Source organism: Xanthomonas citri pv. mangiferaeindicae (genome assembly GCA_002240395.1).
In the GTDB taxonomy this organism is placed as follows: Bacteria; Pseudomonadota; Gammaproteobacteria; order Xanthomonadales; family Xanthomonadaceae; genus Luteimonas; species Luteimonas citri_A.
Window position 1 is genome coordinate 2,280,245 of record CP016836.1, and the last position, 14,077, is coordinate 2,294,321.

Consider the following 14,077-nt stretch of genomic DNA (forward strand, 5'->3'; position numbering starts at 1 on the left):
TCACAGCGGCGGATTGGCCGCCGGTGGTGGCGTCGAGTGTCATGGGCAAGCCCGCTCTGCGCGTCTGCGGGCTGCGGAGCGGTCACGCTCGCGCAGTCGGCAGACGTGTATCTGCACCGGTCGGCCGCCAGTCCGACCAGGCGGTTGACATGGCGTCGGTCGATGCGCATGCTCGATGCGCATCGAAGAGGGCCGCCTTATGCGCATTCGCGAAGACTATGCCGGCTACGGCAAGCGCGCGACCAATGTCAGCATCAACCAGGGATTGCTCGAACAGGCGCGTGCGCTCGACATCAACCTGTCGGCGACGCTGGAAAAGGCGTTGGAAGCCGAGGTGCGCGCCCGCAGGCGCGCGCAGTGGCGGGAGGAGAACCGCGAGGCGATGGCCGCGTACAACGCGCGCATCGCCCGCGACGGGCTCGCCAGCGACCACGTTCGCGCATTCAAGGCATCGCTGAAGGACCCGACGGGGGTATGAGTCAGTTCTGTGTCTATGCCAATGCCGATCCGGCTTCGCGTCGCGCGGTGCCCTGTTGGCTGAACGTGCAGAGCGATTTGATCGACACCGTGGAGTCGCGTGTCGTCGTGCCGCTGATTCCACCCGAGCAGGCCGGCCCGCTGCTTACCCGCCTGATGCCGGCGCTGCCGGTCGCCGGACACACGATGGTGATGGACACTGCGCAGATCACCAGCGTACCCATGCAGATGCTCGGTCGACAGGTCGCGGACCTGTCGGGCGAGCGACTGCGCATCATCGAAGCCCTGGATTTCCTGACGTATGGCCTCTGACCCCGCCCGCTCCCTGCGCATCGCCCTGGCCCAGTTCGACTTTCCAGTCGGCGACGTGGGGCGCAATGCCGAACGCATCGCCGCGATGATCGAGGAGGCGAAGACCGAGTTCGGTGCCGACATCGTCGTTTTCCCCGAACTTGCGATCAGCGGTTACCCGCCCGAAGACCTGCTGATGCGGCCGGGCTTCCTGATCGATTGCGAAGCCGCGCTGATGCAGGTCGCCAAGGACGTACATGGCATTGTCGCGATCGTCGGCTGGCCCGAATCGGCCGGCAGCGTGCTCTACAACGCCGCCAGTGTGTTGCGCGACGGCAAGGTCGAGCGGACGTATCGCAAGCGCGAGTTGCCCAACTACAACGTCTTCGACGAGCGGCGCTATTTCCACGTCGACCCCGATGGTGGCTCGTGCGTGATCGACGTGCGCGGCGTGCCGGTCGGTGTGTTGGTGTGCGAGGACCTGTGGTTCCCCGAGCCGCTCGACGACACCGTGCGCGCCGGCGCCGAACTGGTCGTCGTGCCCAACGCCTCGCCCTACGAGCGTGGCAAGCATCGCCAGCGCGACGCCTTGCTGGCCGAGCGCACGCGCGATGCCGGTGTGGCCTTGGCTTACGTGAACGTGGTCGGCGGCCAGGATGCGCTGGTGTTCGATGGCGCCTCAGTTGTCGCCGATGCCGATGGCACCGTGCACCCGGCGGCGGTCGCGTTCGACGACCAATGGCTGGTGGTCGATTACGACCGGCAGCGCCGCGGCTTTACGCCGGTGCTCTGGGTCGACGATGGCGATGAGAGCATCGACGCGCTGGCCTGGCGCGCGGTGGTGCGCGGGCTGCGCGACTACTGCGGCAAGAACGGTTTTTCGAAGGTGTGGCTGGGGCTGTCGGGCGGCATCGATTCGTCGGTCGTGCTGGCGATGGCGGTCGATGCCCTCGGGGCAGATAACGTCACCGCGGTGCGATTGCCGTCGCGCTACACCGCCGGCTTGAGCAACGACCTGGCGGCCGAGCAGTGCGAGCACCTGGGCGTGCGCATGCTCACGATTCCGATCGAGCCGCCGTTCCAGGGGTTTCTTGACACGCTGGCTGAGGCCTTCGGCGACGCGGCGCCCGATGTGACCGAGGAGAACCTGCAGTCGCGCACGCGCGGCGCGATCCTGATGGCGCTGTCCAACAAGCATGGTGGGCTGCTGCTGACTACCGGCAACAAGAGCGAGTACGCGGTCGGCTACGCGACGATCTACGGCGATATGTGCGGCGGTTACGCGCCGCTGAAGGATCTCTACAAGACCGAGGTCTTCGGGCTGGCGAAATGGCGCAACACGGTCGCCGGCAGCCCGGTGATCCCGCCGGCGGTCATCGACCGGCCGCCGTCGGCCGAACTGCGCGCCGACCAACTCGACCAGGACTCGTTGCCGCCCTACGACGTGCTGGACGCGATCCTGCGCCGCTTCGTCGATCAGGAGGAGTCGCGCGACGAGATCGTCGCCGCCGGCTTCGACGCGCCCACCGTCGACCGGATGCTGCGGCTGGTGCGCACCAGCGAGTGGAAGCGCCACCAGGCCGCCCCAGGCCCGAAGATCTCGCGCCGCGCCTTTGGCCGCGAGCGCCGCTATCCGATCAGTAACCGGTACTCGGGCTGATGGGTTGCACTCCGCTCCACTCCACGCTGGAGGAAGGCCGGTGCGGGGCCAACGCTTCGCGCCCTCCCCCCCACGCAGGGAAACGCCGTGATGCGGGCCGCGCTTCGCTCCTTCCACCGCCTGCGAGGGAAGGCGTCGGGCGGCGCGCGACAGGCATGTTTGCAAGGAGCGGCGCAGTGCCCCTTCCCTCGCTTGCGGGGGAAGGCTGGGATGGGGCGTAGCGGCTAGGCGCGCGAGGGGCTGGTCCGAGCGGCTGGCCGCGGCGGTGGTGTCATGCTCGCCTTGATCCAGCGGGTCAGCGAGGCGTCGGTGCGGGTCGACGGCGAAGTCGTGGGCCGGATCGGGCCGGGGCTGCTGGCGTTGGTCGGGATCGAGCCCGGGGACGACGAGGCACAGACTGCGCGGATGGCCGATCGGCTGCTGGCCTACCGGGTGTTCGCCGACGAGGCCGGGCGCATGAACCGGTCGCTGGCGCAGACCGGCGGCGGATTGTTGTTGGTCAGCCAATTCACATTGGCCGCGGATACCCGCTCGGGCAATCGGCCCGGTTTCAGTACTGCCGCACCGCCCGAGGAGGCTGAACGGACCTTCGGTCACTTGGTCGCAGCCTGCCGTGCCCGGCATGGGGGGTGGAAACGGGGCAGTTCGGGGCCCATATGGTGGTCAGCCTGGTCAACGACGGCCCGGTCACCTTCCTGCTGCGGGCATGACCCCGGCCCTGCAGGTGGTATAATTACGGGTTCACTTTGACAACGGTGCGCCACATGGCGAATGAACGTCCCGCCCAGCAGTCCGATATCAAGCTCCTGATCAGCAAGGGCTTGGAGCAGGGTTATCTGACCTACGCCGAGGTCAACGACCACCTGCCCGACGACATGGTCGATCCGGAGCAGATCGAAGACATCATCGGCATGATCAACGGCATGGGCATCGATGTCCATGAGGTCGCACCCGACGCTGAGACGCTGCTGCTGGCGGGTGAGTCGAGCGGCAACCGCGAGGTCGACGAGACCGCGGCCGAGGAAGCCGCCGCGGCGTTGACCTCGCTCGATACCGAAGGCGGTCGCACCACCGACCCGGTGCGCATGTACATGCGCGAGATGGGCACGGTCGAGCTGCTGACCCGCGAGGGCGAGATCGCCATCGCCAAGCGCATCGAGGAAGGCCTGAACCAGATGATGGCCTCGGTGGCCAGCTTCCCCTGGTCGGTCCAGCTGCTGCTCGAGGAGTACGAGCTGCACAAGGCCGGCAAGAAGCGTCTGGCCGAGGTCGTGGTCGGCTTCAACGACCAGCTGCTCGAAGAACTCGCCGCCGAGGAAGAGGCCGCCGCCGGCAATGCGCCTGCGCCGGTCGCCGCCGATGCGGACGATGACGACAGCGACGACGACGATGCCGACGACGACAGCGGCGACGAGGAAGAGAGCAGCGGCCCCAGCGGTCCGGACCCGGCCGAGGTCGCGCGCCGCATGGAGGTGTTGGCCGACCTGTTCAACAAGTTCCAGAAGGCCTATGCCAAGAACGGCGCGTCGGCCAAGCCGGTGGTCAAGCTGCGCGGCGAAATGGCCGACCAGTTCATGACCTTCAAGCTGCCGCTGCCGTTGAGCGACCTGCTGGTGCGCAAGCTGCGCGACGTCGTCGGCGAACTCAAGGACCACGAGCGCCGCATCCTCGACCTGTCGACCCGCGTCGCCAAGATGCCCCGCAAGGACTTCATCCGCGCCTGGGACGGCAACCAGACCAATACTGGCTGGGCGGACGAGATGATCAAGCGCAAGCAGAAGTGGTCGTCCGGCCTGAAGGACGTGCGCGACCAGATCGTCGCCGAGCAAGAAGCCACGTTGGCGATCGAGAAGGCCATGGGCGTGACCCTGGCTGACCTGAAGGAAATCAATCGGGCGATGGCCTATGGCGAGGCCAAGGCCCGCAAGGCCAAGAAGGAGATGGTTGAGGCCAACCTGCGCCTGGTGATCTCGATCGCCAAGAAGTACACCAACCGCGGCCTGCAGTTCCTGGATCTGATCCAGGAGGGCAACATCGGCCTGATGAAGGCGGTCGACAAGTTCGAGCACCGCCGCGGCTTCAAGTTCTCGACCTACGCCACGTGGTGGATCCGTCAGGCCATCACCCGTTCGATCGCCGATCAGGCGCGCACCATCCGGATTCCGGTGCACATGATCGAGACGATCAACAAGTTGAACCGCATTTCCCGTCAGATGCTCCAGCAGTACGGCCGCGAGGCCACGCCGGAGGAGCTGGCCAAGGAAATGGACATGCCCGAGGACAAGATCCGCAAGGTGATGAAGATCGCCAAGGAGCCGATCTCGATGGAGACCCCGATCGGCGACGACGAGGACTCGCATCTGGGCGACTTCATCGAGGACACCAACGTGGAGTCCCCGATCGACGCGACCACCAACACCAACCTGATGGAGACGGTCCGCGACGTGCTCGCCGGCCTGACGCCGCGCGAGGCGAAGGTGCTGCGGATGCGCTTCGGCATCGACATGAACACCGACCACACCCTCGAGGAAGTCGGCAAGCAGTTCGACGTGACCCGCGAGCGGATCCGTCAGATCGAGGCCAAGGCGCTGCGCAAGCTGCGTCACCCCTCGCGCAGCGAGCAGCTGCGGAGCTTCCTCGACGTCGAGTGATCTGGCGCTGTTGATATGCGAAAAGCCCGCCGAAAGGCGGGCTTTTTCGTGATCGCAATGAGGGCGGCGCCCTGGACCTCGAGGCAGTCTCGCGACACCCTATGGGGATGACGCCGCATGACCCTTACACCGCGCCGCGTGCGCCACTGGAGTCGCCGGATGCGGTGCTGCCTCCGATGTTCGGTTACGTCGGCTTGCTGCTGGCGACGATCTTCGGATCCTTGCTTGGTGGAGGGCTGATCCTCGCGCTGAACTTCCGCGCCATGCGTCGCCATGGGGAGATGTTGGCGGCGATCTGTCTCCCGATCGTGGCCGTCTGGGCAATGCGGTTCATGGCGCCACTGGTCTCGGGGATGCCCGACGGGGCTTTGCGTCTCGGTGTGGCGCTGACATGGTGCCTGACCATGCTGGCGACGATGCGGGCAATGCAGGGCGGAGAACTGGCGCGGCGCCGTGCGGCCGGTCAGCGACGGCGTCCTTGGTGGCTGGCGTTTGGTCTGGGCCTGGTGGTGAGCGTGATGCTGATTTTGATGGACGGACTGGTGCGTGCCTTCTGGCCGCGTACCTTCGTGCTTGCCGGCTGAGGACCGCGGAACTCGGCGGCCTTTGCTCAGAGCACCGTCGGCGTCGCGGTGCCGACGATGACGACATCGGCCTTGCGACGTGCGAACAGGCCGACGCTGACCACGCCCGGGATCTGGTTGAGCTGCGCTTCCAGGGCCACCGGATCGGTGATCGCCAGACCGTGGATGTCGAGCACCCAGTTGCCGTTGTCGGTACGCACCCCCTCGCGCCAGACCGGCTGACCGCCGGTGGTCGCCAGGATCTCGCGGGCGACGAGGCTGCGGGCCATCGGGATGACCTCGATCGGCAGCGGGAACGTGCCCAGCACTGGCACCTGCTTGGCCGGGTCGATGATGCAGACGAAGCGCTCGCTGGCCTCGGCGATGATCTTCTCGCGCGTCAGCGCCGCGCCACCGCCCTTGATCAGGTGCTTGCCCGGATCGCACTCGTCGGCGCCGTCGACGTACAGCGACAACGGGCCGGTGGCGTTGAGGTCCAGCACCTCGATACCGTGCCGGCGCAGGCGCTCGGTGCTCTGATCCGAGCTCGAGACCGCGCCGTCGATGCGGTGCTTGATCTTCGCCAGCGCGTCGATGAAGAACGCCACCGTCGAGCCGGTGCCGACGCCGACGATCATGCCGTCCTCGACGTATTCGATCGCCTTCTCGCCGGCCAGACGCTTGCCTTCGCTCATCGCTTTTTCTCCAGGGACGACAACAGCTTCCACTGCGCGGCCGTGACCGGCAGCACGGACAGGCGCGCGCCCTTGCGGATCAGCGCGAACTCCTCGCCCAGCGCATCCGCGTGCTCGCGGATCTCGCTCAGCGTGATGGGGTGGGCAAGTGTGCGCACGTAGCGCACATCGACGAGGAACCAGCGCGGCGCTTCCTGGCTCGCCTTCTCGTCGTAGTACTTCGACGACGCGTCGAACTGCGTCGGGTCGGGGTAGGCGGTGCTGGCGACCTCGGCGATGCCGTAGATACCGGGCACGGCCGCGTTGGAGTGGTAGAAGAACACCGCATCGCCGATCCGCATGCCGTCGCGCATGAAGTTGCGCGCCTGGTAGTTGCGAACGCCGGTCCAGGGTTCGGTGCCGACGCGGGCGAGGTCGTCGATCGAGAAGTCTTCCGGTTCGGACTTCATCAGCCAATAGCGCTTGCGGGTGCTCATCGCGTCTCGTCAGGCGGCAGGGGCGGAAACAGGGTCGCCGATTCGGTGCAGACCGCGTCGAGCGGCACATCCCAGTCGGCGGCATCAAGTGCGTCGACCTGCTGCGAGGCGAAGGCGGCGCCGACCAGCATGGGCGGCGCGCCCTGCGCCCGGCGGAACGCGAAGCTGCGGTCGTACCAGCCGCCGCCCATGCCCAGGCGATGGCCCTGCGCGTCGAAGCCGACCAGCGGTGCGACCACCAGCGCCATCTCGCGCGCATCGAGCGCCGAGGCCGGCTCGACGTCCGGTTCGGGAATGCCGTAGCGGTTGGTCACCAGCGCATCACCGGCGCGCCAGGGCGCGAAGCGCAGCGTGTCGCCGTGCAGCAGCGGCAGGCAATAGACCAGGCCGGGTGGAAGACGGAGTTGGAATACATGCAGGCCGATCTCGCCGTCGCTGGCCCAATAGCCGGCGACGTAGCCGGTGGCGGGCAGTGTGGGCAGGGCGAGCAATTGCGCGGCCAGGCCTTCGGCGGCAGCGATCCGCGTCGCGGCTGGCAGCGCGCGGCGCTGGTCGCGCAGGCGGCGGCGAAGGGCGGGGCGGTCGGTCATGCGGCCGGACTCGTCGTCGAAAAAGCGCCGGCGACGCGGCAGGCGAAAAGAAATACGTTCTCCGCACATGTCGATGCACGCGAAACGACCTTGAACCCGGGGTTCAAGTGGGAACGCCGGAATTCCTTTGGGCTTTCCGCTCGAGGGCGGATATGCACTCCCGGTTTTCCTGCATCCCCGGTGTCGTTCTTAAGGGACAAGGCGAATGTTTTGCACGCTGTCGGACACGGCAGAGAACGCAGGCGCAGTATAGCGCCGCAACGCCGATACGCGCAGCCGTTCGTCGGCGAGTGCGTTCGGCGATGGAACAAGTTCAGCCGCGTGGCGGTGGTGCGAAGAAGGCGCGGTTAGGAACGCGCCGCCATCGTTCCAGCGCCTGGTGGCCCGCGATCAGAGCTCGGCTTCGAACGCGTCGAGCCGGCGATGCAGCGACGCGATGGCCTCGGCGATCGCGCGGCCGTCGCTGCCGCCGGTCTGGCGCAGTTGCAGCAGTTCGTGGGCGAAATTCAACGCCGCGAGCACGGCGATGCGGTCGACGGCCGCCATGCGGTTGGCGCCGCGGATCTCGCGCATCTGGGTGTCGACCAGGCGCGCGGCTGCCGTCAGGCCGTCGCGCTCGCCCGGCGCCACGCCCACGGTGTACTCGCGGTCCAGCACGCGGACACTGACCGCCTCGCTGGCACTGCTCACGTGTGTTGCTCCAGGGATTTGAGGCGCGCGATCATCGCTTCGACGCGCGAGCGCGCCTGTTCGTTCTTCGACACCAACTGGGCACGTTCGACGACGATGCTTTCCTGTTGCTGGCGCAGGCTGCGGTTCTCGTCGCGGAGCAGACGGGCGCGCTCGATCAACGTCTCCACGCGCGCGGTCAGGCGGGCGAGCTGGGTGATGACGTCGGGCGTGTCCATGTCGGCACGATAGGCAGCGCCCCGGTGCCGGTCAAGGCGGCGCCTTAGCGGTGGCTGTCCGCGGCCGGGGCGGCGCCGGCGGGATGGGCACGGACGAAGGCCAGGCACTGGGCCGGTGGCAAGGGCCGCGAGATCCAGTAGCCCTGCAGTTCGTCGCAGTGGCGGTCGGCCAGGAAGCGCAGTTGGGCCTCCGTCTCCACACCCTCTGCGACAACCCGCAGGCCCAGCGCGTGTGCCAGCGAGATGACCGTGGCGGTGATCGCGGCGTCTTCCCGGTCATCCGGCAGCCCGGCGACGAAGGCCTTGTCGATCTTGATCGTGGTAATCGGCAGTCGCTTGAGATAGGCGAGCGACGAGTAGCCGGTGCCGAAATCGTCGATCGCCAGCGACACGCCCATCGTGCGCAGGGCCTGCAGGCGCGCGGCCGCGTGTTCGGCGTCGGCCATCAGCACGCTTTCGGTCAGTTCCAGCTCCAGCCCTTGGGGCGGGAATCCGACGTCCTCCAGCACACGGCGCACGACGCCGGGGAAATCGCCGCGCAGCAGTTGCAGCAGCGAGACATTGACCGAGACCGAGATGTCGGCCAGCCCCTGGCGGCGCCAGTCCAGCACGGTGCGGCAGGCTTCGCGCAGCACCCACTCGCCGATCTCGTGGATCAGGCCGCTCTCTTCGGCGATCGGGATGAACTCGCTGGGCGGGATCTCGCCCAGCGTCGGGCTGTTCCAGCGCAACAGGGCCTCGACGCAGGCGATGCCGCCCTGGGCCCGGGCGTGACGCGGTTGCATGACCAGGCGCAGTTCGCCGCGGTCGAGCACTTCGCGCAGTGCGCCGGTCAGCGTGGTACGTCGGCGGGCGGCGATGTCCATCGCATCGTCGTAGCGCTTGAAGGTCCGACGTCCGGCGGCCTTGGCCTGGTACATCGCGATGTCGGCCTGCTTGAGCAGTTCGATCGCCCCGCGCGCATGGTCGGGATACACGCTGATGCCCAGCGACGGCGAGATCGTGATCTGCCGCCGGTCGTCGATGCGCAGCGGCGCCTCGAAGGCATGAATGATCTCGCGCGCCATGCGATCGGCGGCCTGCACGTCGTCGAGGTTCTCGATGACGATGGTGAACTCGTCGCCGCCCAGGCGCGCCACGGTGTGGTGCATGCCGACCGTTTGCTGCACCCGGGTGGCGGCGGCGCACAGGATGCGGTCGCCGGCGGCATGGCCCAGCGAATCGTTGATGTCCTTGAAGCGGTCCAGGTCGAGGAACAGCACCGCGATGCGGTGGCCGTTGTCGCGGGCGCGCGTGATCGCGCGCGACAGGCGCTCCGACAGCAGCGAGCGGTTGGGCAGGCTGGTGAGCGTGTCGAAGTTGGCCAGGTAGCGCAGCTCCTGTTCGGCGCGCTTCTGATGGGTGATGTCGTTGAGCACGAACACGTGCAGGGGCTGGCCCATGTCGGCGTCGTAGACGGTGCGGCACTCGACGGCGGCGAGGAACTGCTCGCCGTCCTTGCGCCGCTGCCGCAACTCGCCACTCCAGTGGCCGTGGCGCGCGGCCTCTTCGCGCAGGTGGCGCGAGACGTCCTCGTCGTCGGGGTTGTCGTCGAGCAGACGGGCGTCCTGGCCCAGCACCTCGTTCTCGGTGTAGCCGGTCATGCGCAGGAAGGCGGGGTTGACCGCGACGTAGCGGAAGCCGGCATCGATGACCGCGACCGCCTCGCGCATGCTACGCAGCACCTCGGCGGCGATTCGGTGTTCGCGCTCGGCCGCGCGCGTGCCTGTGATATCGAGCGCGGTACCGGCGATGCGCGAGATTGCGCCGTCGCGGTCACGGGCGACCGCGCGGCCGCGCACGCGGACCCAGCGCCAGTCGCCGCCGTCGATTGCGACGCGCACCTGCAGTTGCAACTGGCCGCCGCCATCGCCCGCGATATAGCGCGCCAGCGCCTCGCGGGCGCGCGGGCGGTCCTCGGGGTGCAGCAGCGCATCGATCGGCACCACGTGTTCGACCGCGGCCTCGCCGTGCGGGTCGGTCTCGCACACGGTGTGCCGGACCTCGCCGGACCCCATGTCGTAGTCCCAGTCGCGCTCGCCGGTGGCCCACAGCGCCAAGTTCAACCGCGCCGCCCGCTCGTCCCGGGGGTGGGGGCGGGCCCGCCGGCGCTGCCGTCCGAGCACCAGCACCGCGCACAGCACCAGCAATGCGGTCAGCAATGCAGTGACCGGAACGTGCAACGAACTGGGGACGATCACGCGGACTCCGCGCCGGAGGGGCGGCGTCGAGTTTAGGCATCGCGTGGCCGGGACAACAAGCGCGGCGATGAGGGGACGACGGTGCGGTTGCTACACTGCGCCGTCCCTCGCCGCCCTCGTGAGTCCTGTGTCCGAACACCTGCCCAGTCCCGCCGAGATCGACGCCGAGACCGGCCGTCTGCAGTTGGCCATCGGGGCCAGCGAATTGCATGGAAGCCTCTGCGGCTGGCTGGCCGGTGGCGGGGCGTCACGGCCCGACTGGCTGGCCCCGGTGCTCGCGGATGACGCCCTGCCTGCTCCGGTGGCCGGCAGCGCGCTCGACCGGCTGCGCGAGGTCAGCGCGGCGCAGCTGGAGGATCGCAGTTTCGGGTTTGCGCTGGTGCTGCCCGACGAGGACGCGACGCTGTCGGCGCGCAGCGCGGCGCTGTTCGATTGGTGTCGCGGGTTTCTTGGGGCTTCGGCCTGGCTGCGGGCGCGGCCCCGGGCCTGTCGGAGGAAGGCACCGAGGCCTTGGCCGATCTCGCGCGGCTCGCGGCGGCCGACGCGCAGGCCGATGCCGAGGACGACGATGCCGAAGAAGACGCGTTCGCCGAGATCGAGGAATTCGTGCGCGTCGCGGTGCTGTTGCTGCACGGCGATGCGGCGCTGGGCCGGCGTCATCGCAACCGGTTGAACTGACGTGGCCGACGCGATGTCCGTGGCCGCCTGCCAGAAGCGGCGGCGCCAGTTGATGCGGATGGCCGGTAACGACGCGATCGTGGTGGTGCCCTCGGCGCCCGAGCGCATCCGCAGTCGCGATACCCACTTTCCGTATCGTCAGGATTCCGACCTGTGGTACCTGACCGGATTCGCCGAACCCGATGCGGTGCTGGTGCTGGTGCCGGGCCGTGCGCATGGCGAGGCACTGCTGTTCTGCCGTGAGCGCGATGCCGAGCGCGAAGCCTGGGACGGGCCGCGGGTCGGTCCCGACGGCGCGGTGGATGCGTTGGGCGTGGACGATGCGTATCCGATCGACGATCTCGACGAGATCCTGCCCGGGCTGCTCGAGGGCAGGACCCGGGTGTACTACCACTTCGGGCGCGACACCGAATTCGATCTGCAGCTCATCGGCTGGCTCAACCGTGTGCGCGCGCAGGTACGGCTGGGCGCGCAGCCGCCGCACGAGTTCCTCGAGCTTGGCCACCTGCTCGACGAGATGCGGCTGATCAAGACCGCCGACGAGCTGAAGCTGATGCGCCGGGCGGCGAAGATCAGCGTCGAGGCGCACGCTGCGGCGATGCGCGCGGCGCGGCCGGGTGTGCGCGAGTACGAACTGCAGGCGGAGCTGGAGTACGTGTTCCGCCGCCACGATGCGGTGCCGGCCTACGAGAGCATCGTCGGTGCGGGCGCCAATGCCTGCGTGCTGCACTACCGGGCCAATGCCGCGCAGGCGCGCGACGGCGACCTGGTGTTGATCGACGCGGGGGCGGAGTACCGCGGTTATGCCGCCGACATCACCCGGACGTTCCCAGTCAACGGCCGTTTCACCGCGGCGCAGCGCGCGCTGCATGAGGTCGTGGAAGCGGCGCAGCAGGCGGCACTGAGCAAGGCACAGCCTGGCAGGCCCTATGAGGCCGGGCACCACGCGGCGGTCGAGGCGCTGACCGAAGGCCTGCTGCGGCTGGGTCTGCTCAAGGGCCGTCTGGAGACGTGCATCGCCGAGGGCCGCTACAAGCGTTATTACCCGCACAAGACCGGGCACTGGTTGGGCCTGGACGTGCACGATGTCGGCGATTACCGCATCGAGGGCGAGTCGCGCCTGCTCGAGCCGGGCATGGTCTACACGATCGAGCCCGGGCTCTACGTGCCGGCCGACGACACGTCGGTCGATGCGAAGTGGCGCGGCATCGGCATCCGCACCGAAGACGACGTGCTGATCACCCGCGCTGGCCACGAAGTACTTACTGCGGGCCTCGCCCGCACGGTCGACGAGATCGAAGCCTTCATGGCGCAGGCGCGCTGACGGCCAAGTCGCTTCGGGCCAGCGCGCGCGCATGCCGATGACGGCAATGCTTCAGTCCGCAGTACAAAGCCCTCCCCGCACGGGAGGGCGATCCGCTTGCGCGGCACTGCCGCGCGGGCCGACCGAACGCCCGGTGCGTTGCGCCGGGCCGGACGGGTGGGGTGGGGCGGCTTACTCGGCCGATGCCTCCCACGCCTCGCGCGTGAGGTTGATCGGGGCGTCGTCGGTGCACACCACGTTGTCCTCGATCCGGATGCCGCCGTAGGGGCGGAACGTCTCGACCCGGTCCCAGTCGACCGCATCGCCCTTGCCCGCGGCCTTGAGGTCCTCGAGCAGCATGTCGACGAAGTACACGCCCGGCTCGATCGTGACCACCATGCCCGGCGCCAGCGTGCGAGTCAGCCGCAGGTAGGGATGGCCGTCGGGCTTGGCGATGGTGCCACCGGTCTCCGAGGCCGCGAAGCCTGCGACGTCGTGCACCTGCAGGCCGATGCCGTGGCCGATGCCGTGCGGGAAAAAGGCGGCGCTGACGCCGGTCTCCAGTGCTTCCTCGGGCGAGACGCGCAGCACGCCGAAGTCGCGCAGCACGCCCGACAGCGCCAAGTGCGCGTCCAGATGCAACTGCTTGTAGTCGAAGCCGCTGCGCACCTGCGCGCACATCGCCCGCTGCGCACGGTCGACGGCGCCGATCATCGCCTGGAACTCGCTGTCGGTGTCGCGCGCGTAGCTGCGGGTGATGTCGGCCGCGTAGCCGGCATGGCTGGCGCCTGCGTCGATCAGGAAGCTGTGCACCGGGTCGGGTGCCAGACGGCCGAGTTCGGTGTAGTGCAGCACCGCGGCGTGTTCGTTGAGCGCGACGATGTTGTGGTACGGCAGTTCGTTGGCGTCCTGGCCGGCGGCCTGGCAGTAGGCCAGGTGGATGCCGAACTCGCTGGCGCCGGCGCGGAATGCACGCTCGGCGGCCTGGTGGGCGCCGACCGCGATGCGCGTGGCCTCGCGCAACATCGCGATCTCGTAGGGCGTCTTGAACGCGCGGTGGTAGTCGAGATGGTCGATCACTGCCTGCGGATTGTTCGGGCGGTAGGCGCCGTACTGGCCGAGCGCGCTCTGCGGCTCACCGAGGATCGCGCAGCGCGCGGCATTCTTGGGCAGGTGCTGCTGGGCGTCTTCCGGCTTGCGGATGACGACGATATCGAAGTGCGCCACCCAGTAACCGGAGGGCGCCTCGGGCACGACGTGCCAGTAGTCGCGCGGCTGCAGGTAGATCAGCTTCGGCTTCGCGCCGGGCGTCACCACCAGCCAGCTGCCTGGGTTGCGGGTCAGCGGCACCCAGGCCTTGAACTGCGGGTTGACCGCGTAAGGGTAGTCGCGGTCGTCGAAGACCTGGTAGTGCAGCGTGCCGCTGGGGATCACCAGGTGGTCGAGGCCTGCGCGCTCGAGCGCGGTGTGCGTGCGCTGGGACAGCGTCGCGAGGTGGTCGGCGTAGAGGTCGGCAGCGGACGGCACGGAAGTGGTGGACATCTC

13 protein-coding genes, 1 other RNA gene and 2 pseudogenes are annotated in these 14,077 nt (G+C 68.4%); 8 read left to right on the top strand and 8 right to left on the bottom strand.

Annotated elements, in window-relative coordinates; translation table 11 throughout:
* Positions 1–199: 199 nt before the first annotated feature.
* The 6 genes and pseudogenes from BEN78_09740 (at position 200) to BEN78_09765 (ending at position 5,663) form a co-directional block, all read left to right on the top strand.
* On the top strand, positions 200–478 hold the full coding sequence (locus BEN78_09740; GenBank protein ID ASR43613.1) for a hypothetical protein: 279 nt from the start codon (positions 200–202) through the stop codon (positions 476–478).
* Positions 475–789 carry a hypothetical protein gene (locus tag BEN78_09745; protein ID ASR43614.1) on the top strand — a complete coding sequence of 105 codons (315 nt, stop codon included), beginning with the start codon at positions 475–477 and terminating at the stop codon, positions 787–789. The genes BEN78_09740 and BEN78_09745 overlap by 4 nt, the downstream gene beginning before the upstream one ends.
* On the top strand, positions 779–2,428 hold the full coding sequence (locus BEN78_09750) for an NAD+ synthase (protein ASR43615.1): 1,650 nt from the start codon (positions 779–781) through the stop codon (positions 2,426–2,428). Before BEN78_09745 ends, BEN78_09750 begins: the two co-directional genes overlap by 11 nt.
* Positions 2,429–2,701: 273 nt before the next feature.
* Positions 2,702–3,138: pseudogene (locus BEN78_09755) on the top strand (D-tyrosyl-tRNA(Tyr) deacylase).
* 54 nt (positions 3,139–3,192) lie between these two features.
* A complete protein-coding gene (locus BEN78_09760; protein ASR43616.1) occupies positions 3,193–5,079 on the top strand; it encodes an RNA polymerase sigma factor RpoD in 1,887 nt (628 codons plus the stop codon).
* Between the two features lie 107 nt (positions 5,080–5,186).
* Positions 5,187–5,663, top strand: coding sequence for a hypothetical protein (locus BEN78_09765; protein ID ASR43617.1), 477 nt, complete (start codon positions 5,187–5,189; stop codon positions 5,661–5,663).
* Between the two features lie 26 nt (positions 5,664–5,689).
* On the opposite strand, the gene BEN78_09770 is transcribed toward BEN78_09765, so the two are convergent.
* From BEN78_09770 to BEN78_09800, 7 genes are all read right to left on the bottom strand, one after another.
* Positions 5,690–6,337, bottom strand: a complete 648-nt coding sequence (locus BEN78_09770; GenBank protein ASR43618.1) for a ribose 5-phosphate isomerase A — start codon at positions 6,335–6,337, stop codon at positions 5,690–5,692.
* A complete protein-coding gene (locus BEN78_09775; GenBank protein ID ASR43619.1) occupies positions 6,334–6,813 on the bottom strand; it encodes an EVE domain-containing protein in 480 nt (159 codons plus the stop codon). The genes BEN78_09770 and BEN78_09775 overlap by 4 nt, the downstream gene beginning before the upstream one ends.
* A complete protein-coding gene (locus tag BEN78_09780) occupies positions 6,810–7,403 on the bottom strand; it encodes a 5-formyltetrahydrofolate cyclo-ligase (protein ID ASR43620.1) in 594 nt (197 codons plus the stop codon). Before BEN78_09780 ends, BEN78_09775 begins: the two co-directional genes overlap by 4 nt.
* Positions 7,404–7,457: 54 nt before the next feature.
* A non-coding RNA gene (ssrS, locus tag BEN78_09785) (6S RNA) lies at positions 7,458–7,642 on the bottom strand.
* A 151-nt stretch (positions 7,643–7,793) separates the two neighbouring features.
* On the bottom strand, positions 7,794–8,093 hold the full coding sequence (locus BEN78_09790) for a cell division ZapA family protein (GenBank protein ASR43621.1): 300 nt from the start codon (positions 8,091–8,093) through the stop codon (positions 7,794–7,796).
* Positions 8,090–8,311 carry a TIGR02449 family protein gene (locus BEN78_09795; GenBank protein ID ASR43622.1) on the bottom strand — a complete coding sequence of 74 codons (222 nt, stop codon included), beginning with the start codon at positions 8,309–8,311 and terminating at the stop codon, positions 8,090–8,092. The genes BEN78_09790 and BEN78_09795 overlap by 4 nt, the downstream gene beginning before the upstream one ends.
* A gap of 44 nt (positions 8,312–8,355) precedes the next feature.
* Positions 8,356–10,512: a hypothetical protein gene (locus BEN78_09800; protein ID ASR43623.1), complete on the bottom strand. Its 2,157-nt coding sequence runs from the start codon at positions 10,510–10,512 to the stop codon at positions 8,356–8,358.
* A gap of 178 nt (positions 10,513–10,690) precedes the next feature.
* Here BEN78_09800 and BEN78_09805 point away from each other — a divergent pair.
* A pseudogene (locus tag BEN78_09805) lies at positions 10,691–11,229 on the top strand (hypothetical protein).
* Between the two features lie 13 nt (positions 11,230–11,242).
* Complete coding sequence (locus BEN78_09810) at positions 11,243–12,553, top strand: Xaa-Pro aminopeptidase (protein ASR45056.1); 1,311 nt, start codon at positions 11,243–11,245, stop codon at positions 12,551–12,553.
* A 171-nt stretch (positions 12,554–12,724) separates the two neighbouring features.
* Here BEN78_09810 and BEN78_09815 read toward each other — a convergent pair whose 3' ends face one another.
* Positions 12,725–14,074 carry a Xaa-Pro dipeptidase gene (locus BEN78_09815; protein ID ASR43624.1) on the bottom strand — a complete coding sequence of 450 codons (1,350 nt, stop codon included), beginning with the start codon at positions 14,072–14,074 and terminating at the stop codon, positions 12,725–12,727.
* Between the last annotated feature and the right edge of the window lie 3 nt (positions 14,075–14,077).

What these genes read in the sequence shown, in the direction of transcription:
- BEN78_09795 (ASR43622.1), bottom strand. Translation starts at nt 8,311, where the DNA reads ATGGACACGCCCGACGTCATCACCCAGCTCGCCCGCCTGACCGCGCGC.
- BEN78_09750 (ASR43615.1), top strand. Translation starts at nt 779, where the DNA reads ATGGCCTCTGACCCCGCCCGCTCCCTGCGCATCGCCCTGGCCCAGTTC.
- BEN78_09810 (ASR45056.1), top strand. Translation starts at nt 11,243, where the DNA reads ATGTCCGTGGCCGCCTGCCAGAAGCGGCGGCGCCAGTTGATGCGGATG.
- BEN78_09745 (ASR43614.1), top strand. Translation starts at nt 475, where the DNA reads ATGAGTCAGTTCTGTGTCTATGCCAATGCCGATCCGGCTTCGCGTCGC.
- BEN78_09775 (ASR43619.1), bottom strand. Translation starts at nt 6,813, where the DNA reads ATGAGCACCCGCAAGCGCTATTGGCTGATGAAGTCCGAACCGGAAGAC.
- BEN78_09740 (ASR43613.1), top strand. Translation starts at nt 200, where the DNA reads ATGCGCATTCGCGAAGACTATGCCGGCTACGGCAAGCGCGCGACCAAT.
- BEN78_09765 (ASR43617.1), top strand. Translation starts at nt 5,187, where the DNA reads ATGACGCCGCATGACCCTTACACCGCGCCGCGTGCGCCACTGGAGTCG.
- BEN78_09815 (ASR43624.1), bottom strand. Translation starts at nt 14,074, where the DNA reads ATGTCCACCACTTCCGTGCCGTCCGCTGCCGACCTCTACGCCGACCAC.
- BEN78_09770 (ASR43618.1), bottom strand. Translation starts at nt 6,337, where the DNA reads ATGAGCGAAGGCAAGCGTCTGGCCGGCGAGAAGGCGATCGAATACGTC.
- BEN78_09760 (ASR43616.1), top strand. Translation starts at nt 3,193, where the DNA reads ATGGCGAATGAACGTCCCGCCCAGCAGTCCGATATCAAGCTCCTGATC.
- BEN78_09780 (ASR43620.1), bottom strand. Translation starts at nt 7,403, where the DNA reads ATGACCGACCGCCCCGCCCTTCGCCGCCGCCTGCGCGACCAGCGCCGC.